15 protein-coding genes are annotated in these 21602 nt (G+C 43.6%); 3 read left to right on the top strand and 12 right to left on the bottom strand.

The window, feature by feature from the left end; genetic code table 11:
• The first annotated feature begins 4 nt into the window (after positions 1–4).
• Complete coding sequence (locus MK395_RS07150) at positions 5–688, top strand: DUF308 domain-containing protein (RefSeq protein WP_268711578.1); 684 nt, start codon at positions 5–7, stop codon at positions 686–688.
• Between the two features lie 49 nt (positions 689–737).
• Here the strand turns inward: MK395_RS07150 and MK395_RS07155 are convergent, their stop codons facing one another.
• Positions 738–1454: a YebC/PmpR family DNA-binding transcriptional regulator gene (locus MK395_RS07155; protein ID WP_000532894.1), complete on the bottom strand. Its 717-nt coding sequence runs from the start codon at positions 1452–1454 to the stop codon at positions 738–740.
• 96 nt (positions 1455–1550) lie between these two features.
• Positions 1551–2921: an MATE family efflux transporter gene (locus MK395_RS07160; RefSeq protein ID WP_198464348.1), complete on the bottom strand. Its 1371-nt coding sequence runs from the start codon at positions 2919–2921 to the stop codon at positions 1551–1553.
• A 109-nt stretch (positions 2922–3030) separates the two neighbouring features.
• Between MK395_RS07160 and MK395_RS07165 the strand changes: the two genes are divergently transcribed.
• Positions 3031–3585: a GNAT family N-acetyltransferase gene (locus MK395_RS07165; protein WP_000060285.1), complete on the top strand. Its 555-nt coding sequence runs from the start codon at positions 3031–3033 to the stop codon at positions 3583–3585.
• 130 nt (positions 3586–3715) lie between these two features.
• Here MK395_RS07165 and MK395_RS07170 read toward each other — a convergent pair whose 3' ends face one another.
• The 10 genes from MK395_RS07170 to rpoB all read right to left on the bottom strand — a co-directional run bounded on the left by MK395_RS07170 (position 3716) and on the right by rpoB (position 17293).
• Entirely contained in the window at positions 3716–3910 is a 195-nt protein-coding gene (locus MK395_RS07170) for a PspC domain-containing protein (protein ID WP_049520829.1), read from the bottom strand.
• Between the two features lie 168 nt (positions 3911–4078).
• Positions 4079–5230: a recombinase RecA gene (recA, locus tag MK395_RS07175; protein WP_049520828.1), complete on the bottom strand. Its 1152-nt coding sequence runs from the start codon at positions 5228–5230 to the stop codon at positions 4079–4081.
• A gap of 54 nt (positions 5231–5284) precedes the next feature.
• Positions 5285–6541 carry a competence/damage-inducible protein A gene (locus tag MK395_RS07180; RefSeq protein WP_000642672.1) on the bottom strand — a complete coding sequence of 419 codons (1257 nt, stop codon included), beginning with the start codon at positions 6539–6541 and terminating at the stop codon, positions 5285–5287.
• A 72-nt stretch (positions 6542–6613) separates the two neighbouring features.
• Positions 6614–7654: a glycopolymer--peptidoglycan transferase LytR gene (gene lytR, locus MK395_RS07185; RefSeq protein WP_000592175.1), complete on the bottom strand. Its 1041-nt coding sequence runs from the start codon at positions 7652–7654 to the stop codon at positions 6614–6616.
• A 4-nt stretch (positions 7655–7658) separates the two neighbouring features.
• Positions 7659–8180: a GNAT family N-acetyltransferase gene (locus MK395_RS07190; RefSeq protein ID WP_042902936.1), complete on the bottom strand. Its 522-nt coding sequence runs from the start codon at positions 8178–8180 to the stop codon at positions 7659–7661.
• Positions 8170–8613 carry a tRNA (adenosine(37)-N6)-threonylcarbamoyltransferase complex ATPase subunit type 1 TsaE gene (gene tsaE / locus MK395_RS07195; protein WP_000556959.1) on the bottom strand — a complete coding sequence of 148 codons (444 nt, stop codon included), beginning with the start codon at positions 8611–8613 and terminating at the stop codon, positions 8170–8172. Before tsaE ends, MK395_RS07190 begins: the two co-directional genes overlap by 11 nt.
• Positions 8614–8696: 83 nt before the next feature.
• On the bottom strand, positions 8697–9320 hold the full coding sequence (locus tag MK395_RS07200; protein WP_000240910.1) for a hypothetical protein: 624 nt from the start codon (positions 9318–9320) through the stop codon (positions 8697–8699).
• A gap of 134 nt (positions 9321–9454) precedes the next feature.
• On the bottom strand, positions 9455–9874 hold the full coding sequence (gene ndk / locus MK395_RS07205) for a nucleoside-diphosphate kinase (RefSeq protein ID WP_000438281.1): 420 nt from the start codon (positions 9872–9874) through the stop codon (positions 9455–9457).
• 109 nt (positions 9875–9983) lie between these two features.
• Entirely contained in the window at positions 9984–13649 is a 3666-nt protein-coding gene (gene rpoC / locus MK395_RS07210; protein ID WP_000228753.1) for a DNA-directed RNA polymerase subunit beta', read from the bottom strand.
• A gap of 32 nt (positions 13650–13681) precedes the next feature.
• The gene (rpoB, locus tag MK395_RS07215) at positions 13682–17293 is read right to left on the bottom strand and encodes a DNA-directed RNA polymerase subunit beta (protein ID WP_247940552.1); all 3612 of its coding nucleotides are present in this window, start codon (positions 17291–17293) and stop codon (positions 13682–13684) included.
• Positions 17294–17734: 441 nt separating this feature from the next.
• On the opposite strand from rpoB, the gene MK395_RS07220 reads away from it, so the two are divergent.
• Complete coding sequence (locus MK395_RS07220; protein WP_268711579.1) at positions 17735–21499, top strand: pullulanase; 3765 nt, start codon at positions 17735–17737, stop codon at positions 21497–21499.
• The last annotated feature ends 103 nt before the right edge of the window (positions 21500–21602 follow it).

Consider the following 21602-nt stretch of genomic DNA (forward strand, 5'->3'; position numbering starts at 1 on the left):
TCAAATGAAACCAGAGGAACAGAGAGTTTTAGGGATTTTGGCAACCATTTTTGGAGCCATCGCACTTTTAGGATCTTGGATCCCATTTATTAACTATCTATCGTTTTTCATCGCCATCGTCGCATTTATCTTGGGGATTATTGGCCTTATCGTCAACCTAAAAAAACGGAAAACAATGGCCATTATCGGAACATCCCTCGCAGTTGCCTCTGTTGTACTTTTCTTTACGACCCATGTACTGTACGCTAATGTCTACAAAGAGTTTGTCAGGGAGTTTAACCGTTCCTACAGCGAGGCGAGTGCCTCCATTGACCGCGAAGAGGAAGGCGACTTGACAGATGATAGTAGCGATTTCATCCCTGAAGAGGAAGAAGAAGATTCCTTCACTTGGACCCAAAAAGAATTTGACGCCTTAATCGAAGGTGACCTCGACAACAAAGGAAAAGGTGGCACCAACTACAAGGATATCATCAAAAAACACGGTCTACCAGACTCCGAGTTTGACTCCACTATTGGGGGTTACAATACGAGAAAAGTCACCTATCTCTCCATTGGAGACAAGATCAAGACCGTTACCCTAACTTTTGCAAAAGATGACAATGGGCAGCTCTTGCTGGTCCAAAAACATGCAGTTGGTCTAGGTCAAGGAAAAAGCAAGCAACAAAACGATTCTGAAAGCAGAGTCTAAGTTCAAATATCAAAAAAACGAACAGCTAGTAAAACTGTTCGTTTTTCTATTAGAATCCATCTACGTTTGTGTAGATCTTTTGTACGTCTTCGTCGTCCTCAAGAACGCTGTAAAGTTTTTCAAAGGTTTCAAGGTCTTCGCCTGACAATTCCACTTCAGACTGAGGAATCATTTCCAATTCAGTCACTTGGAATTCTTCGATACCAGACTCACGAAGGGCAACGATAGCCTTGTGAAGGTCTGTTGGAGCTGTGTAAACAGTGATTGTTCCTTCTTCTGCTTCTACATCGTCCACATCCACATCTGCTTCTAGCAATTGCTCAAAGACTGCATCAGCGTCCTCACCCGCAAATACGATCACACCCTTGTTATCAAAGAGGTATGAAACTGAACCTGAAGCACCCATGTTTCCGCCGTTTTTACCAAAAGCTGCACGGACATTGGCTGCGGTACGGTTGACGTTTGAAGTCAAGGTATCCACAATCAACATAGAACCATTTGGTCCAAAACCTTCGTAACGTCCTTCTGTAAAGGTTTCGTCTGTGTTTCCTTTTGCTTTATCAATCGCTTTATCGATAACGTGTTTTGGCACTTGGGCTTGTTTCGCACGGTCGATAACGAATTTCAAAGCAGTGTTTGATTCTGGGTCTGGATCACCTTTTTTAGCTGCTACATAGATTTCTACACCAAATTTTGCATATACTTTAGAGTTAGCTCCATCTTTAGCCGTTTTCTTGGCTACGATATTGGCCCATTTACGTCCCATTAGGAATCTCCTTTTTTCACATTTTAATCTTTCTTATTATAACACAAGTTTTTTCGATTTTCACTAGAGGAAATGGATTTTATTCAGCAAATCCAGCTAGGATTGTCCTTTTGTTGCCAAGATTGCCTTGCCTTCTTTTATCAGGGGATGGCGGAAAAGTGAAAAGTACAGTTGTGTAGTCATGGCAACCCAGATAAGGGGTTCACAAAGGATAACCCCCCTATAGCCTGCCCAAGGGATAATCAAAACCACAAAAACGATTTTCCCGATGAGTTCTATAAAGCTGGAAACTAGAGGAAGGACTTTCTGCCCCAAGCCCTGCAAGCAATTACGATAAATCAGCAAGAGGCTCAAAATCGGATAAAAGACTGAACTGATTTGCAGGTAGAGGCTACCATTTTCTACCAAGTAAGTATCTGTCGAACTGGCCAAGAAAGAAACCAAACTAGGACTGGCAAAAAAGAGGAAGATACAAACAAAACCTGCCCAGGACATGCTCAGGCGACTCCCAATACCAAGTCCTTGAACAATGCGGTCTGGTCGCTTGGCCCCGAGATTTTGAGAGGCAAAGGTCGTCATAGCAGAAGAAATAGCAGTCATCGGAAGGAGAGCAAAGGCCATAATCCGTCGAGCTGCTGTTTGTGCACTAATAATCACAGCTCCAAAAGTATTGACAGAAGACTGTAAAATCACGCTACCAATGGACACAATCGAACTCATCAGACCCATAGCCAAACCTTGCTCCAAGAGATCCGCATACAAGGCCTTGTTCCATTTAAAATGCTTGAGTTGAGGAAGCAGTTCTGGAACACTCTTACGGATATAGAAAAAGCAAAGAACCGCTGACAAGCCTTGTGAAATAATAGTAGCAAGCCCCGCAGATTGAACTCCCAGATGCAGTTGCGTAATAAAATACAAATCCAGAACCACATTGACCAAGGCAGAAAAAATCAGGAATCCAAGGGCTGCTAGACTGTCACCAATAGACCGCAACAAGCCTGCAAAAAGATTATAGGCAAAGCTGACACTGACACAAGTCACAATCATAGAAATATATTGATAGGATTGAGGAAGGATTTCTGCCGGGGTATCTAAATATTGCAGGAGTGGATACAGACCGACAAAGCCCATCAGCATGACCACAATGCTCAAAAGAGCACCTAAAATCCAAGTTGCTGCTACTGCTTCTTTAATTTTAGTGAAATTACGAGCCCCATAATAGCGGGCAATGACAATCCCCATGCCATTTCCAACACCAAGCGTAAAGCCTATAATCAAGTCAAAAATGGCAGTTGTCGCCCCTACTGCTGCCAAGGAATCTTGACCAAGAAATCGTCCAACAATCAAGACGTCAGCTGTATTATAAAGCTGTTGAAAGATATTAGACAGCAAGATTGGAAAGGCAAAGCTTAACAGCGCAGGAAGAATAGGACCATGTATCAAGTCCACGGATCGTTTCTTATTCATAAAGCTATTATATCAGCTTTCTAAAGGAGCGACAAGGCTCTGTCACTAAGTTTGCAATCAATTGCTTACAGAGAGACAATTTGCTATAATCAAGAAAAGGAGGTCATTTATGAGTTTGACCAGTCAATTAATTACCGATGTATTTCCCGATCTGGATAAGGTTGAGAAGCTAAACAAGGAAGCATTCCCCGAGGAAGAACGAGTTCCTCTGTCAGAGTTTTTACGCTATCAGGACCGAGAAGACGCCCACTTTTTTGCTTTTTATAACCAAGAAGAATTCGTCGGCTTTGCTTTTGCCATCTCCAACCCAAAGGCCTTCTATATCAGCTTTTTTGCCATCATGCCCCACCTGAGAAGCCACGGGTACGGAAAGGAAATCATCGAGAAGCTGACTGAGTTTTACCAGCGAACCATGTTGCTTGAAGTCGAGCGATTAGATGAAGAATGCGATAACTTGGAGCAAAGAAAGTCCCGCATGGATTTCTATCGCCAAAATGGTTTCAGAACAGCCAACGCTTTTCTAGAGTACGAGGGTTTGAGTTTTGAAATTCTCTACCGTGGCGACCATTTTGACGAAGAAGCCTATCGCGATATCTTCCAAAAGTTACAGAATGAACATTATTTTGACTTTCATATAGAGTATCGTCGTTTTAGTGACCATTAAACAGGACTTGTCCATCTGGTGAAGAACATCTCTTTTTCGATAGAAGCTACATATAAAAATGCATGTAACCACGATTACATGCATTTTTTATTTTCAACTGATCAGAATAAACTTTTATTCTCTCTATGGCTTAAGCTTCTGCATTGCCTTCTGGAAGAAGGAAGTAGAGAACAGCATAAGCTAAGATTCCAGAACCACCAAGTAGGGTGAAGATGATCCAAAGTGCACGAACAAGTGTGTGGTCCATGTTAAAGTAGTCAGCGATACCAGCACAAACACCAGCAATCTTTTTGTCTTGTACGTTACGAACAAGGCGTTTTTCCATTATAGTAGTCTCCTTTTTATAGAATGGTTTAATTTTATCATCAAATTAAAAAATTGCAACAGTTTTTTTAATTTTTTTGATTAAATACTCTTTTATTACGCTTTTGAAGCTTATGGAGACTTAATAATTAAACATAAAAAGCAGAGAAAGACTTCTCCGCTTTTATTTTTAATCTTCAATTTCGATTTCAAGTCCGTCGCCTAGGTCAAGCGTTACTTCTTGGTTAGGTGCTAGATCTTCTGCGCCAGAGATAGGAGTTGTCCCTTCTTCATCCTCAATCAAGCCATATTGAACACGGACTTTGTGGTCAATGGCATCAAAGATTTCTGGGTGATCCGCCAAGTATTTCTTAGCATTTTCAGATCCTTGTCCGATTTTTTCACCCTTGTAAGAGTACCATGCTCCCGCTTTTTGGATGATATCGAGATCACTTGCAATCTTCAAGAGCTCACCAGTCTTAGAAATTCCTTCTCCGTACATGATTTCAACAAAGGCTTCCTTAAATGGTGGAGCCACCTTGTTTTTCACGACCTTGATCTTGGTTTCCTTACCGACATTGGTATCTTTTTGGTCACCAGTTCCCTTGATTTGTGTGCTTCCACGAACATCCAAACGGACTGAAGCGTAGAATTTCAAAGCACGTCCACCAGGTGTTGTTTCTGGATTTCCAAACATAACCCCAACTTTTTCACGCAATTGGTTGATAAAGATGGCAATTGTCTTGGTTTTATTGATAGAAGCTCCGAGTTTACGCATAGCCTGGCTCATCATACGAGCCTGCAAACCAACGTGACTGTCTCCAATATCCCCATCAATTTCCGCACGAGGTACAAGGGCCGCAACTGAGTCGATAACGACAAGGTCAACTGCACCTGAGTCAATCAATTTTCCAGCAATTTCAAGACCTTGTTCACCTGAGTCTGGTTGTGACAAGAGTAATTCGTCAATGTTCACACCAAGGGCTGCAGCATAGGCTGGATCAAGGGCATGTTCCGCATCGATAAAGGCAGCGATACCCCCTTCTTTTTGAGCTTGCGCAACAGCGTGAAGGGCAACTGTTGTTTTACCAGATGATTCTGGTCCGTAGATTTCGATGATACGTCCTTTAGGATAACCACCTGAACCAAGAGCAATGTCAAGAGCCAATGAACCTGAACTCATCACTTGAACTTTTTGCTCCGCGCGCTCACCCAAGCGCATGATTGAGCCTTTACCGAAATCTTTCTCAATCAATTTAAGAGCATCGTTCAAGGCTTTTTCACGATCAGCTCCAAATTTTTTCCCAATTTCATCTAATTTTTTTGTTGGTTTTTTCGCCATTTTGTTCTCCTATATTCTACTGGTCCTTAGACCTATCTTTCATTATACCAAAATTTAGTCACTTAATAAAGCCTTGCGAACTAGGTTAAAGGCATGCATGACCGCAATATGTCGGACATCTGCTCGACTCCGTCCTGCGATATTAGCCTTGATCACCTCTGTCCCTTTGGCATGTGCCAGTCCAATAAAAACTGTACCAGCTGGATGACCCTCTAGGCTATCTGGCCCAGCTACACCTGTCAGACTGACTCCATAATCAGACTGAGTCTTGATCCGTGCCTGCTCTGCCATTTTTCGAGCCGTAAACTCAGAAACAACCCCGTGTTCTTTTAGCTCTTGCTCGGAAATATCCAACATCTTGGACTTTTCTTCTAGGCTGTAAGTGACAAAACCGCCATTAAAGATTGCTGAAACGCCCGAAAAGTCTGCTAATGTCGCTTGAAAGAGACCTGCCGTCAAGCTTTCTGCCGCAGTAATGCTTTTCTGTCTCTTCTTTAGCTCTTCTACAACGACACTTGCGAGGCTGGTTTCTTCCCCATATCCGTAACAGATGTCTCGTAAAGAAATTCCCTCGAAAGTTTGGCGACTCAAGATTTGATTTTCTAAGATATCCAGCGCTTGATCAGCCTTTTCTTGACTAACTGCTTTTGTAGACAAGCGCAAGGTCACTTCTCCTGTTTTGGCATACGGCGCCAAAGTCGGATCGGTTTGATGGTCAATCAAATCCGCCAAAATGGTCACCAACTGACTCTCCCCAATTCCAAAGAAACGGAGCACACGTGAGTATAACTTGGTACCAGTCATTAACTTAGGTAAGAGTTGATTTAAGACCATAGGTTTCAATTCACTAGGTGGTCCCGGGAGGACCACGTAGGTCACGCCATCCACTTCCGACACCCCTCCTACTGCTAAACCTGTCTCATTTGGCAGTGGAGTCGCCCCTTCTACAATTTGGGCTTGGCGCTCATTATTCGGTGTCCGAGCATAGTCAGGTCTATGAGCAAAGAAAATATCCAGTTTCTCTTGCGCTTGAGGGTCAAACACTAGATCTTTTCCTAAAAATTTTGCCAGGGTTTGTTTGGTCAAATCATCCTCAGTTGGTCCCAAGCCCCCTGTCAAAATCACAAGATTACTACGTTGGCTCGCAATCTCCAGCAAGGACAAAAGACGAGCTTCATTATCTCCAACAGCAGTTTGGAAATAGACATCTACCCCGATTTCGGCTAGTTTCTCTGATAAAAACTGAGCATTGGTATTGACAATCTGCCCTGTTAAAATTTCTGTTCCAACAGCAATAATTTCTGCTTTCATGTTTCCTCCTACTTATCTATTCGAATTTTTTTGAAAAAATCGCAGGAAATTTCCCACGATTTGATTCTTTTCTTATTCTGCTTCTTCGTTTGAAGCGTTCGTACTGGTTGAAGGTGCTGTCCGACCAAAGGCTGTTTCGTACAGTACCGCATTGGTTTCCAATTCTGTCACTGGCTCTTTACCTAGCGAACTACGCAAGAGATTTTGCATTTCGAGCATATGTTCTGAAGTGACAATCTGATAAGAAATTCCCTGTAGCTCAGCATCTTCCCCACGCAATTGATGCGTTTCGATATTCTTGAAGGAATCTTGATAGCCGAGCAATTGTGGAATGCTCTTAGCTGACAAGTCCACATTGGTCTGCATGTTATCACTCAAAGCTTTGAGGATACCTTGATAATGACTCACACTGTTTAGGCTCAAAACCTTCTCAACGATCTTTTGAATAACTTCACGTTGACGTTTTTGACGACCATAGTCTCCCTCTGGGTCTTGGTAACGCATCCGTGAATACACCAGAGCTTCCTCCCCATTCAAGGTTTGTTCTCCAACACCGATAGAAATCTTATTAAACTCCTCTTGGTCAGCAATCGAAATTGGGAAACCGAGTGTATTGTTGACGGTAATTCCACCAACCGCATCCACCAATTGTTGAAGCCCCTGCATGTTAACCATCACATAGCGGTCAATGTGGATATTCATCATCTTTTGAATAGTAGAAATTGCAAGTTCCGCACCACCATTAGCATAGGCCGCATTGAGTTTGGCTTCCTGAACTTGACCGTTTCCAGTCTCAATCTTGGTCAAAATATCCCGTTCCAAACTCATCATTGTGGTTTTCTTTGTTTTGGGATTAACCGTCAGGAGAATCATGGAATCACTATTTCCCGCCCACGGGTCTGTACGTTCCACATTTCCCGTATCTACCCCCATCAAGAGGATGGTCAGAGGCTCCGTCGCTTCGATAACGTTGGTTTCTTCCCCGATTTTTTTGTAAGTCTTTTTACTTAGGGTTTCTGTTCCCTGTTGGTAGATGGTATAGCCATAAACCGCTACACCTAAAACTGTTACTGCTAGGAAACCTAGCACCATTCCAATTAATTTTTTAATCATCTCGTTATTTATTTATCAGCTTGCCCATAAGACAAACATCTAAAAATATCCCTTCTGCTAAATAGGCTCCTCTTTCTTGTAAGCCTTCTGTGATAAATCCCATTTTTGAGTAGAGGTGGATCGCAGCCTCGTTTCGTTTTTGTACACTGAGTTGCAAACGGCGCAGGACGCCACTGACTTTCGCCCACTCAATGCCTTCTTCTAGAAGTATAGTCGCCAAGCCTTGGTTCCAGAATTTCCTGCGAACTGCTAGAAAAACATCGCCGATATGTCGAACTCTTAAATGTTGGTCCGCTGTGATATTTAAGACTCCTGCAATCTCATCATTCAGTAAGGCGAGGAGAGTAATTTGATTCTCTGATCCAGCTTGTTTTTCGATAAAAAGAGCCATTTCAGAAGCTGTCATCATGATACCATTTTCATCCAAGCTGGTAAAATCCGTCTCTTGACCGACACAATCTAAAAATGCAATTAAGGCTGTAGCATCTGAAATCTCTGCCTCACGAATACACAACTCATACTCCATCTTGAAGCTCCTTGATGAGTTGTTCAGCCCGAGAGCCATGAGCCGTAAAATGAAGACAACGACCCTCAGCTTCTTTCAAGATTTCCAATTCCAAGTAAGAATCTGGTAAATCTTCACCCAAAAGATGCCCCCACTCAATAACAGTCACACCACCACCAAAGAGAAACTCATCCAAGTCAATAGAATCAGCATCACCTTCGATACGATAGACATCCAAGTGGTAAAGTGGCAAACGCCCTTCGTACTCTCTGACAATGGTATAGGTTGGACTTTTAATCATCTGACGGATATCCAAGCCCTTGGCAAGGCCTTTTGTAAAGGTTGTTTTACCCGCACCCAACTCTCCAGTCAAGATCAGAACATCGTCTTTTTGAAGCAAATGACCTAATCTTTCTCCGAGAGCTAGAAGCTCTTCTTCATTTTTTGTGTGCATGCTACTATTATACCAAAAAGTTTTCTTTTGTGTGAATTTTCTTTATGAACTTACTATAACAATTTTGAAAAATTCTCCTCCATTTAAAAGAATACAACTATTGAAAAAACAAACAGGATATCCCGAATCAGGTGTCCATAAAAGGAGATTTCCCTTTGAATACATTTTGGAAAAAGGAAACGTGCGCATAGAAAACCAACACTGATATAAATGAGAATTGAGGAAATCACTAAGGGATTCCTCAAGAAAACCATCGTAGCTAGAACGGAAATGACGACTGTTTTCTTTTTATTTAGGTAATTTTCTATATCTCGAAAAATTTTATCAAAAGGTAAGAAAATCAATAGATCTACTCCTAGCAAGAAAAAGAAGGAGGGTAAAAAGAGGTCAACCAATTCCTGCTGCAATTTGCTAGTGGTTTGGATGCTTTCTGAGAGAACCAGACAGGTTGCCAAAAGATTGACTACTAAAAGGAGGCAATAAACAAGACTCACTTTCTTTTGAACATGTAAAATACTATGTCTAGACTGGTCTGCTGTATGGAAATAATTTATCCCAGCGCACAAAACAGAAATTCCTACTATCAAAATCAAAAAATAAGCATTGGTCTGTTTTAAAGATAAAAAGGATTCTTTCCATAATAGACAACTACTAAAACTAATCTGGATGACTGCAATCAACAACAATAGGCGAATTGATTTTACCATTTCTTTTCCCTCCCTATATGGGATTATACCTTGTGAGGAGTTTGAAATGATAGTTTCCGCCTCAAATGTCCTTTTTTTGTGCTCAACTGACCAAAAAACAGCTCTGTTGTGAACAGAACTGTTCTTTTACCAGTCTAATCCTTAAACCAGAGAGCAATTTCACGTTTTGCAGAAGCTTCCGAATCGGAGCCATGAACTACATTTTGAATAGCTTGATTGTCTCCTGCTGCTTTAGCAAAATCTCCTCGGATAGTTCCAGGCAAGGCTTCTTCTGGACGAGTAGCTCCCATCATACTACGCCAAGTTTCAATCACTTTCGGACCTGATAGAATGCCCACCACTACCGGTCCTGAGGTCATAAACTGACGGATAGGAGGATAAAAACTTTTTTCAACCAAGTCTTGATAGTGTTGGTCAATCAAAACTTCTGAAACCGCTGAACGTAACTCTAATTTTTCGAGTTTGAAACCTCGTTGTTCCATTCTTTGCAGAATTTCGCCAACCAACCCTCTTTTCACACCATCTGGCTTAATGATAAAGAATGTTTGTTCCATATGGACACCTCCTTGGCATTTTAGTTCTTCTATTCTACCATACTTTATGAAAAAGTGGGAAAATTTTCTGAAATAAAACAAGAGAACCCAAAGGTTCTCTTGTTTGCTTTTATTCTACTGTTTCTTCAACTTGGATTTCCACAACTTCCTCTACAGGAGCAAGTTCTGCCTCTTCTTGTTCTGGAGCCAGATATTCTGCTTCATTGATAGCTTGTGGTTCAAGGTTACGGTAGCGAGCCATACCAGTACCAGCTGGGATGATCTTACCGATGATAACATTTTCCTTGAGTCCAAGGAGATGATCTTTCTTACCACGGATGGCTGCATCTGTAAGGACACGAGTTGTTTCCTGGAAGGAAGCCGCTGACAAGAAACTATTTGTTTCAAGTGAGGCTTTGGTGATTCCCATAAGAACTGGGCGACCAGTCGCTGGAACTCCACCTGCGATAAGAACATCCTTGTTAGCATCTGTAAAGTCGTTGATATCCATGAGGGTACCCATAAGAAGGTCTGTGTCACCTGGATCCATGACACGAACTTTACGGATCATTTGACGAACCATTACCTCGATGTGTTTGTCACCGATTTCTACCCCTTGGCTACGGTAAACTTTTTGTACTTCACCGAGGAGGTAGGTTTCAACTGACAAGACATCACGAACAGCAAGGAGACGTTTTGGTTGGATAGAACCTTCTGTCAATGCTGCACCGCGAGAGACTTGGTCTCCAACTTCGACACGCATACGTGCTGTAAATGGAACCACGTACTCACCTTCGCCAGTTTCACCCTTAACAAAGACTTTCTTGGTACGAGTTGACGCGTCTTCTTCGATAGCTGTAACTTGTCCTTTGACCTCTGTGATGACCGCTTCCCCTTTCGGATTGCGGGCTTCAAAGATTTCTTGGACACGAGGAAGACCCTGAGTGATATCGGTATTTGAGGCAACCCCACCCGTGTGGAAGGTACGCATTGTAAGCTGTGTACCAGGTTCCCCGATAGATTGGGCAGCGATTGTACCAACTGCTTCACCAACTTCAACCGCATCACCTGTCGCCAAGTTGATACCGTAACAGTGACGACAGACACCATGACGGGTGTTACATGTAAATACAGAGCGGATAGTAACTTCTTCCACACCAGCATTGACAATTTCACGCGCCTTGTCTTCTGTAATCAACTCATTTGGACCGATGATCACTGCACCAGTTTCTGGATGTTTAACAGTTTTCTTAGTGTAACGACCGTTGAGGCGTTCTTCGAGAGACTCGATCATCTCTTTTCCTTCTGCGATAGAACGAATCAAGAGACCACGGTCTGTTCCACAGTCGTCCTCACGGATGATCACATCTTGGGCAACGTCAACCAAACGACGAGTCAAGTAACCTGAGTCGGCTGTCTTAAGGGCCGTATCGGTCATACCTTTACGGGCACCGTGAGTTGAGAAGAACATTTCGAGTACTGACAAACCTTCGCGGAAGTTTGAAAGGATTGGCAATTCCATGATACGTCCATTCGGAGCGGCCATCAGACCACGCATACCGGCAAGCTGTGAGAAGTTTGAGATGTTACCACGGGCTCCAGAGTCCATCATCATAACGATTGGGTTCTTAGGATCTTGGTTGGCAACCAAACGTTTCTCCAATTTTTCACGGGCTGCACGCCATTCAGCTGTAACAGCGTTGTAGCGCTCGTCGTCTGTGATCATACCACGACGGAATTGTTTGGTGATTTGTTCTACACGTTTGTGTGATTCTTCGATGATTTCAGCCTTGTCTTCAACAACTGGGATATCGGCAATACCCACTGTCAAACCTGCAAGAGTTGAGTGGTGGTAACCGAGGTTCTTCATGCGGTCAAGTAGGGCAGAAGTTTCTGTCGTACGGAAACGTTTGAAGATTTCAGCGATGATATTCCCAAGATTTTTCTTCTTGAATGGAGGGTTGAGTTCAAGATTACTGATTGCTTCCTTGATATCTCCACCTAGTGGCAAGAAGTACTTAGCTGGAACACCTTCTGTTAAGTTGGCATTTGTTGGTTCTTGCAAGTAAGGCAGACCCTCTGGCATGATGTCGTTGAAGAGGATTTTACCAACTGTTGTCAGCAAGACCTTGTGTTTTTGTTCTTCAGTCCAAGGTTTGTTGAGGCTATCTGTCGCGATACCAACACGTGAGTGGAGGTGAACATAACCATTACGGTAAGCCATAACAGCTTCATCACGGTCTTTGAAGACCATTCCTTCACCTTCACGACCAGCTTCTTCCATGGTCAAGTAGTAGTTACCCAAAACCATGTCCTGAGACGGAGTAACAACTGGTTTACCGTCTTTCGGATTCAAGATATGCTCAGCAGCCAACATCAAGATACGAGCTTCTGCTTGAGCTTCTTCTGAAAGCGGTACGTGGATGGCCATTTGGTCCCCGTCAAAGTCGGCATTGTAGGCTTCACAGACAAGCGGGTGCAAGCGAAGGGCCTTACCATCAATCAAGACTGGCTCGAAGGCTTGGATACCCAAACGGTGAAGGGTCGGTGCGCGGTTCAAAAGAACTGGGTGTTCTTTGATTACTTCTTCAAGGATATCCCAGATGCGTTCGTCTCCACGTTCCACCAAGCGTTTAGCCGCTTTGACGTTCTGCACGATGTCACGAGCAACGATTTCACGCATGACGAATGGTTTAAAGAGCTCAATCGCCATTTCACGTGGCACACCACATTGGTACATCTTAAGAGTTGGACCAACGGCGATAACGGAACGTCCTGAGAAGTCAACACGTTTACCGAGCAAGTTTTGACGGAAGCGCCCTTGTTTCCCTTTAAGCATGTGGCTCAATGATTTCAGTGGACGGCTACCTGGTCCTGTGATTGGACGGCCACGACGGCCATTATCAATCAAAGCGTCAACCGCTTCTTGAAGCATACGCTTCTCATTTTGAACGATGATACCTGGTGCATTCAACTCAAGCAAACGAGCCAAGCGGTTGTTACGGTTGATAACACGGCGGTAAAGGTCGTTCAAGTCAGATGAGGCAAAACGGCCACCATCCAACTGCAACATTGGACGAAGATCTGGTGGAATAACCGGAAGGATGTTGAGAATCATCCATTCAGGTTTATTTCCAGACTTGTAAAAGGCATCCAAAACATCCAAACGGCGGATGGCTTTGACACGTTTTTGTCCAGTAGCTGTTTTCAACTCTTCTTTGAGTTCAGCAATTTCTTTTTCAAGATCTACTTGTTTCAAAAGGTCTTGGATGGCTTCGGCACCCATTTTGGCAACGAATGATCCATAGCCATACTCACGCAAGCGCTCACGGTATTCGCGCTCTGTCATGATAGACTTGTGCTCAAGCGGTGTATCCTTAGGATCAATTACCACGTAAGCCGCAAAGTAGATAACTTCCTCGAGGGCACGAGGGCTCATATCAAGGGTCAAGCCCATACGGCTTGGAATCCCCTTGAAATACCAGATGTGAGATACAGGAGCTTTCAACTCGATGTGCCCCATACGCTCACGACGAACTTTCGTACGCGTTACTTCAACCCCACAGCGGTCACAAACAATTCCTCTGTAGCGAATGCGTTTGTACTTACCACAAGCACATTCCCAGTCCTTTGTAGGACCAAAGATGACTTCGTCAAAGAGTCCTTCACGTTCTGGTTTCAACGTACGGTAATTGATTGTTTCAGGTTTTTTGACTTCTCCATAAGACCATGAACGGACTTTGCTTGGAGAAGCTAGGGTGATTTGCATACTTTTAAAACGATTTACATCAACCACTATTTCTTCCCTTTCTATTCTAAGTGAACTGCTTATTCTTGTTCAGCAGCTTCTTCTGTTGCTTCCGCTTTTGTTGCTTTCTCAGCTTCTTCAGCTTCAAAGGCTGCTTTAGCCTCTTGGGCTGCTTTTTCGCGGGCTTTTTCAAGGTCATCTACGTGGATGACATCTTCGTCCATTCCTTCATCCAAGTCGCGAAGTTCCACTTCTTGGTCATCTTCGTCAAGGACACGCATGTCAAGACCAAGAGATTGCAATTCTTTGACAAGAACTCGGAAGGATTCTGGAACACCTGGTTTTGGAATTGGTTTTCCTTTTGTAATAGCTTCATAAGCTTTCAAACGTCCGTTGATATCGTCAGACTTGTAAGTCAAGATTTCTTGGAGAACATTTGACGCACCGTAGGCTTCAAGAGCCCAAACTTCCATCTCACCAAAGCGTTGTCCACCAAACTGAGCTTTACCTCCAAGTGGTTGTTGGGTAACGGTTGAGTATGGTCCGACTGAACGCGCGTGCAATTTATCATCAACCATGTGGTGGAGTTTGATCATGTACATGACACCAACTGATACACGGTTGTCAAACGGCTCACCTGTACGTCCGTCGTAAAGGATTGTCTTAGCATCGCTATCCATACCTGCTTCTTTAACAGTGTCCCAAAGGTCTTCAGAACTTGCTCCGTCAAAGACTGGTGTTGCGATGTGGATACCAAGAGTACGGGCTGCCATACCAAGGTGGAGTTCCATAACCTGACCGATATTCATACGTGATGGTACCCCAAGTGGGTTCAACATGATATCGACTGGAGTTCCGTCTGGAAGGTAAGGCATGTCTTCTACAGGAACGATACGAGAGACAACCCCTTTGTTTCCGTGACGTCCGGCCATCTTATCTCCAACCTTGATTTTACGTTTTTGAGCGATGTAGACGCGAACCAGCATGTTAACACCAGATTGCAACTCATCACCATTTGCACGTGTAAAGATCTTAACATCACGAACGACACCATCGGCACCATGAGGTACACGAAGCGAGGTATCACGTACTTCACGAGACTTGTCTCCGAAGATAGCGTGCAAGAGACGTTCTTCAGCAGAAAGGTCTTTTTCACCCTTAGGTGTGACTTTACCTACAAGGATATCTCCTTCTTTAACCTCAGCACCGATACGGATAATGCCCATTTCGTCAAGGTCTTTAAGAGCATCTTCACCAACGTTTGGAATTTCACGAGTAATTTCTTCAGGCCCAAGCTTTGTATCGCGTGTTTCTGATTCATATTCTTCGAGGTGGACAGATGTGTAGACATCGTCTTTGACCAAGCGTTCGCTCATGATAACGGCATCCTCGAAGTTATAACCTTCCCATGTCATGTAGGCAACGATTGGGTTTTGTCCAAGCGCCATTTCCCCTTTTTCCATAGAAGGTCCGTCAGCGATAAAGTCGCCTTTTTCAACGACATCGCCAACTTTAACAAGCGTGCGTTGGTTGTATGCAGTACCTGAGTTTGAACGACGGAATTTTTGGATGTGGTAAACGTCCAATGAACCATCTTCACGGCGTACTTCTACCTTGTCAGCATCTGCGTAAGTAACTTTACCACCATACTGAGCAATGACTGCTGCACCAGAGTCATGAGCTGCTTGGTATTCCATACCAGTACCAACGTAAGGTGCTTTTGGATCAATCAAAGGCACAGCCTGACGTTGCATGTTGGCACCCATGAGGGCACGGTTGGAGTCATCGTTTTCCAAGAAAGGAATACATGCAGTCGCAACGGCAACTACCTGTTTTGGTGACACGTCCATGTAGTCAACCACTTCTGCTGGATATTCTTGGTTGACCCCTTGGTGACGTCCCATGACAACTTTCTCAGCAAAAGTACCGTCCTCGTTAAGACGAGAGTTAGCCTGCGCTACAGTAAATTCATCTTCTTCATCGGCTGTCAACCAAACGATTTCATTGGTCACAACACCTGTTTCACGGTCAACCTTACGGTATGGTGTTTGAACAAATCCATACTTATTCAAGTGTCCGTAAGATGACAAGTTATTGATCAAACCGATGTTAGGTCCTTCAGGTGTCTCGATTGGACACATACGACCATAGTGAGTGTAGTGCACGTCACGGACTTCATATCCAGCACGGTCACGAGTCAAACCACCAGGCCCCAAGGCTGACAAACGGCGTTTGTGAGACAACTCAGAAAGCGGGTTGTGTTGGTCCATGAACTGTGACAACTGTGATGAACCAAAGAATTCTTTAACCGCAGCTGTTACAGGACGGATATTGATGATTTGTTGTGGTGTTAAAACTTCATTGTCTTGAACAGACATACGTTCACGGACATTACGTTCCATACGAGAAAGTCCAAGACGTACTTGGTTGGCAAGCAATTCACCAACTGCACGGATACGACGGTTCCCAAGGTGGTCGATATCATCCACACGTCCGATACCTTCTGCCAAGTTAAGGAAGTAGCTCATCTCTGCAAGGATATCCGCAGGAGTTACAACACGAACCTTGTCGTCAGGGTTAGCATTTCCGATGATGGTTACAACACGGTCTGGATCCGTTGGGGCAACAACCTTGAATTTTTGAAGCACAACTGGTTCTGTCAGAACAGCTGCATCGTTTGGAATATAAACGATTTTGTTCAAGTCGCCATCCAAGTGACTCTCGATACTTTCAATCACGCTACGAGTCATAACGGTACCAGCTTCTACCAAGATTTCACCCGTTTCAGGATCTACCAATGGCTCAGCGATGGTTTGGTTGAGCAAGCGTGTTTTGATGTTGAGTTTTTTATTGATCTTGTAACGACCAACGGCTGCCAAATCGTAGCGACGTGGGTCGAAGAAACGTGCCACAAGTAAACTACGTGAGCTTTCAGCGGTCTTAGGCTCACCTGGACGAAGGCGTTCGTAGATTTCTTTCAAGGCTTCGTCTGTACGAGAGTCCATTGGATTCTTGTGGATATCTTTTTCAACAGTATTGCGAACCAATTCGCTGTCCCCAAAGATATCAAAGATTTCATCATCACCTGAGAAACCAAGCGCACGAACCAAGGTCGTAAACGGAATTTTACGGGTACGGTCAATACGAGTGTAGGCGATGTCTTTAGAGTCACTTTCCAGTTCCAACCAAGCTCCACGGTTAGGGATAACAGTTGAACCGTAGCCAACTTTACCGTTTTTGTCTACCTTGTCGTTAAAATAAACACCCGGAGAACGGACCAACTGAGATACGATGATACGTTCACCACCGTTGATGATGAATGTTCCCATCTCTGTCATGATTGGGAAATCCCCAAAGAAGACTTCTTGGGTCTTGATTTCGCCTGTTTCTTTATTGATCAAGCGGAAGGTTACAAAAATAGGTGCTGAGTAGCTAGCATCGTGGATACGAGCTTCTTCGAGCGTGTATTTGGGTTCCTTGATCTCATAGCCAACAAACTCCAACTCCATAGTTTCTGTGAAGTTTGAAATTGGCAATACATCTTCAAAAACTTCCTTAAGTCCGTGGTCTAGGAAATCTTTGAATGAATCCGTTTGAATTTCAATCAAATTTGGTAAGTCAAGAACTTCTTTGATTCTTGAAAAACTACGACGGGTACGATGTTTCCCGTATTGAACGTCATGTCCTGCCAAGATGATTCTCCTTTGTAAATAAATTCCAAGCCTTATCAATCAGGCTTTTCTAATCGTCATATGGTTTTAAAAACCCCTATCACCGTGTCCCTTTGATGAATTTTCAGAATCTTTAAATCTTTGTTACAAGCACTCAAAAACCTGAAAAAAAGCACAAAAAGAGCAGCTAAATCTGACTTTTTCAGAAGATTTAACTGCTGTGAGCCTTGTCTGGACAATATTTCAGACAAAACCTACGACAAATGATTACTCTTATTATACCTTATTAGCCAAGATTTTTCAAGATTTTTTTACTATTTTTTAAACAATCTTTTCCTATATATTATTTTAAAATTTCAAGAGAATGAAACATTGTATTTTCTCTTAAAATCAGGAAAACGCTTGCATAAATGTTTACCTCATGCTATACTGATAAGGAATAACTACACAAGGAGAATTGTGATGAAAAAGATCCCATCTCAAACTGAGAAGAAAATGGTTTACGGTATTCGTTCCTTGAAAAATGGAACAGGCTCTGTCCTTATCGGTGCCAGCATTGTCCTACTTTCTGCTGCAATGCCAACCATTTCGGCTAACGAAAACCTCCCCCAAGCTCAGGAAAATACCAGCGCTGTGACCAAGGCCCCTACTGAGACTGAAACGAGTCAAACTCAAAAGGAAACGCCTATTTCTAAACAAAAGAATGCAAACGCTTCCCTTGACACTAAAAAGGACGCCCCAGCAACTGACGCTGTTCTAGCATCTGAAACACCTAAAAAAGAAGCTCCAGCTGTGGAAACTACTACAGCGCCAGAAACACCTAAAACAGAAGACGCTAGCACAAACCAGGCTAACAGCAAGGAAGAGAAAGTAGACGCCAACACTTCGACGCAAACTTCAGGCCAAAAACCACAAGCTGACACATCTTCTGAAGAGCCCATCGCAGACAACCACTTCCGCATCCATGTAAAGAAACTCCCTGAAGAAAATAAAGATTCTCAAGGTCTTTGGACTTGGGACGATGTTGAAAAACCTTCTGAAAACTGGCCCAATGGAGCCAAGTCCTTCAAGGATGCCAAGAAAGATGACTACGGCTATTATCTCGATGTCAAACTCAAAAATGAGCAAGCCAAGAAAGTCAGCTTCCTTATCAACAATACCAAGGGGGATAACCTGACAGGGGATCGTTCTGTAGAGCGCCTCTCTCCAAAAATGAACGAGGCCTGGCTAGATGAAAACTACAAGGTATACAACTACCGTCCTCAGCCAGTGGGAACAGTCCGTGTCAACTACTACCGTACTGACGGAAACTATGACAAGAAATCACTCTGGTATTGGGGTGATGTCAAGAATCCTAGTAGCGGAGAATGGCCTGACGGGACAGACTTTACTGCAACTGGAAAATATGGCCGTTACATTGATATCCCACTCAATGAAGCTGCAAGAGAATTTGGATTTTTATTACTAGACGAAAGCAAGAAAGGCGATGATGTGAAAATCAGAAAAGAAGATTATAAATTCACAGATCTAAAAAATCACAGTCAGATTTTCCTCAAGGATGATGACGAAACCATCTACACTAATCCCTACTATGTGCACGATATCCGCATGACTGGTGCCCAACATGTGGCCAAGTCTCGTATCGAAAGCAGTTTTTCTACCCTTGTTGGAGCTAAGAAAGACGATATCCTTAAACGCTCTAATATCACTGATCATCAAGGGAACAAAGTAACCATTACTGATATCAAGGTTGATGAAGCAGGTAAAAAAGTGACCTACATCGGAGACTTCTCTGACACCCAACACCCTTACACAGTCAGCTACGATTCAGACCGCTTTACCACACGTTCAAGCTGGCGCCTCAAGGATGAGTCCTACAGTTACGATGGTCCACTCGGCGCAACTCTAAAAGAAGATGGCAAGCTTGTTGACCTCACCCTCTGGTCTCCAAGCGCTGATAAGGTTTCCGTTGTCGTATATGACAAGAAAGATCCTGAAAAAGTAGTCGGAACTGTTGCCCTTGAAAAAGGAGAAAAAGGAACCTGGAAACAAACTCTGGATGCAAACTCTGGTCTCGGTATCAGCAACTACACTGGCTATTACTACCACTACCAGATCGAGCGCCAAGGTAAAACTGTCCTCGTTCTTGACCCTTATGCCAAATCATTAGCGGCTTGGAACAGTGACCTAGCAAAAACAGATGCCGCTCATAAGGTCGCTAAAGCTGCCTTTGTCGATCCAGCGAAGTTAGGTCCGCGAGACTTGACCTATGGAAAGATTCGTAACTTCAAATCACGTGAAGATGCCGTTATCTATGAAGCTCATGTACGTGACTTCACTTCGGATCCTGCGATCGCAAAAGACTTGACCAAGCCATTTGGTACCTTTGAAGCCTTTATCGAAAAACTGGACTATCTCAAAGACTTGGGTGTGACCCACATCCAGCTCCTTCCAGTCTTGTCTTACTACTTTGTCAATGAATTGAAAAACCATGAACGTTTGTCTGCCTACGCTTCAAGCAACAGCAACTACAACTGGGGATATGACCCTCAAAACTACTTCTCCTTGACTGGTATGTACTCAAGCGATCCTAAGGATCCAGAAAAACGAATTGCAGAATTCAAAAACCTCATCAACGAAATCCATAAACGTGGCATGGGGGCTATCTTGGATGTGGTCTACAACCATACTGCCAATCTCGACATCTTTGAAGACTTAGAGCCAAACTACTACCACTTTATGGACGCAGACGGAACTCCTCGTACTAGCTTTGGAGGCGGTCGTTTGGGAACAACCCACTACATGTCTAAGCGTGTCTTAGTAGACTCTATCAAGTATCTAGTTGAAACTTACAAAGTAGATGGTTTCCGCTTTGATATGATGGGTGACCACGATGCGGCTTCTATCGAAGAAGCGTACAAAGCTGCACGCGCCCTCAATCCAAATCTTATCATGCTAGGTGAAGGCTGGAGAACCTATACTGGTGATGAAAATACGCCTGTACAACCTGCTGACCAAGATTGGATGAAGAAAACAGATACTGTCGCTGTCTTTTCAGACGACATCCGTAACAACCTCAAGTCTGGCTATCCAAACGAAGGTCAACCTGCCTTTATCACAGGTGGAAAACGCGATATCAATACCATCTTTAAAAATCTGATTGCTCAACCAACTAACTTTGAAGCAGACAACCCTGGAGATGTTATCCAGTATATCGCAGCCCATGATAACTTGACCCTCTTTGACATCATTGCCCAGTCTATCAAAAAAGACCCAAGCAAGGCTGAGAACTATGCTGAAATCCATCGCCGTTTGCGACTTGGAAACCTCATGGTCTTGACTGCTCAAGGAACTCCCTTTATCCACTCTGGTCAGGAATACGGACGTACCAAACAATTCCTTGATCCAGCCTATAAGACTCCTGTTCCTGAAGATAAGGTTCCAAACAAGTCTCACTTGTTACGTGACAAAGACGGCAAGCCATTTGTCTATCCTTACTTTATCCATGACTCTTATGACTCTAGTGATGCTGTCAACAAGTTTGACTGGACCAAGGCTACAGATGGCAAAGCATATCCTGAAAATGTCAAGAGTCGTGACTACATGAAAGGATTGATCGCCCTTCGTCAATCGACAGATGCCTTCCGACTCAAGAGTCTGCAAGACATCAAAGAGCGCGTCCACCTCATTACTGTTCCAGGACAAAATGGCGTTGAAAAAGAAGATGTGACCATCGGCTACCAAATCACCGCTCCAAATGGAGATATCTACGCTGTCTTTGTCAATGCGGATGATAAGGCTCGTGAATTTACTCTAGGAACTGCCTTTGCTCACTTGAGAAAGGCCGAAGTTCTCGCAGATGAAAACCAAGCAGGACCAGTAGGAATTGCTAACCCTCAAGGTCTCGAATGGACTGAAAAAGGCTTGAAATTGAACGCTCTCACTGCTGTCGTTCTCCGCTTGTCTCAAGGTGGTGCCATTGTCGCTCCAGCTGTGGAAGAAAAACCAGAATTTGACCTTTCTAGCTTGGAAGTCGAACCAGAACAAGGTCAAGCTCAAAACCTAGCAGCCAATCCTGAAACTCAAGAAACTGCTGCAGAGGCTCACTCTCAGAACCTCCTTCCAAACACAGGAACTGAGAGCAAATCCCTCCTTGCCCTTGCTGGATTCAGCATCCTTGCCCTTCTCGGACTTGGATGGTTGATAAAGAACAAGAAAAAGAAATAACACTCAATGAAAATCAAAGGGTAAACTAGGAAGCTAGCCGCAGGCTGCTCAAAACACTGGTTTGAGGTTGTAGATAAGGCGAAGCTGACGAGGTTTAAAGAGA

The sequence above is a fragment of the Streptococcus oralis genome (assembly GCF_026782085.1).
Lineage (GTDB): Bacteria > Bacillota > Bacilli > Lactobacillales > Streptococcaceae > Streptococcus > Streptococcus oralis_DA.

Excerpts from the sequence above, each read along its gene's own strand:
- MK395_RS07200 (WP_000240910.1), bottom strand. The coding sequence starts at position 9,320 with ATGGTAAAATCAATTCGCCTATTGTTGTTGATTGCAGTCATCCAGATT.
- MK395_RS07180 (WP_000642672.1), bottom strand. The coding sequence starts at position 6,541 with ATGAAAGCAGAAATTATTGCTGTTGGAACAGAAATTTTAACAGGGCAG.
- MK395_RS07160 (WP_198464348.1), bottom strand. The coding sequence starts at position 2,921 with ATGAATAAGAAACGATCCGTGGACTTGATACATGGTCCTATTCTTCCT.
- MK395_RS07170 (WP_049520829.1), bottom strand. The coding sequence starts at position 3,910 with ATGGAAAAACGCCTTGTTCGTAACGTACAAGACAAAAAGATTGCTGGT.
- MK395_RS07190 (WP_042902936.1), bottom strand. The coding sequence starts at position 8,180 with ATGGAGTATGAGTTGTGTATTCGTGAGGCAGAGATTTCAGATGCTACA.
- ndk (WP_000438281.1), bottom strand. The coding sequence starts at position 9,874 with ATGGAACAAACATTCTTTATCATTAAGCCAGATGGTGTGAAAAGAGGG.
- MK395_RS07155 (WP_000532894.1), bottom strand. The coding sequence starts at position 1,454 with ATGGGACGTAAATGGGCCAATATCGTAGCCAAGAAAACGGCTAAAGAT.
- MK395_RS07220 (WP_268711579.1), top strand. The coding sequence starts at position 17,735 with ATGAAAAAGATCCCATCTCAAACTGAGAAGAAAATGGTTTACGGTATT.
- lytR (WP_000592175.1), bottom strand. The coding sequence starts at position 7,654 with ATGATTAAAAAATTAATTGGAATGGTGCTAGGTTTCCTAGCAGTAACA.
- tsaE (WP_000556959.1), bottom strand. The coding sequence starts at position 8,613 with ATGCACACAAAAAATGAAGAAGAGCTTCTAGCTCTCGGAGAAAGATTA.
- MK395_RS07165 (WP_000060285.1), top strand. The coding sequence starts at position 3,031 with ATGAGTTTGACCAGTCAATTAATTACCGATGTATTTCCCGATCTGGAT.
- recA (WP_049520828.1), bottom strand. The coding sequence starts at position 5,230 with ATGGCGAAAAAACCAACAAAAAAATTAGATGAAATTGGGAAAAAATTT.
- MK395_RS07150 (WP_268711578.1), top strand. The coding sequence starts at position 5 with ATGAAACCAGAGGAACAGAGAGTTTTAGGGATTTTGGCAACCATTTTT.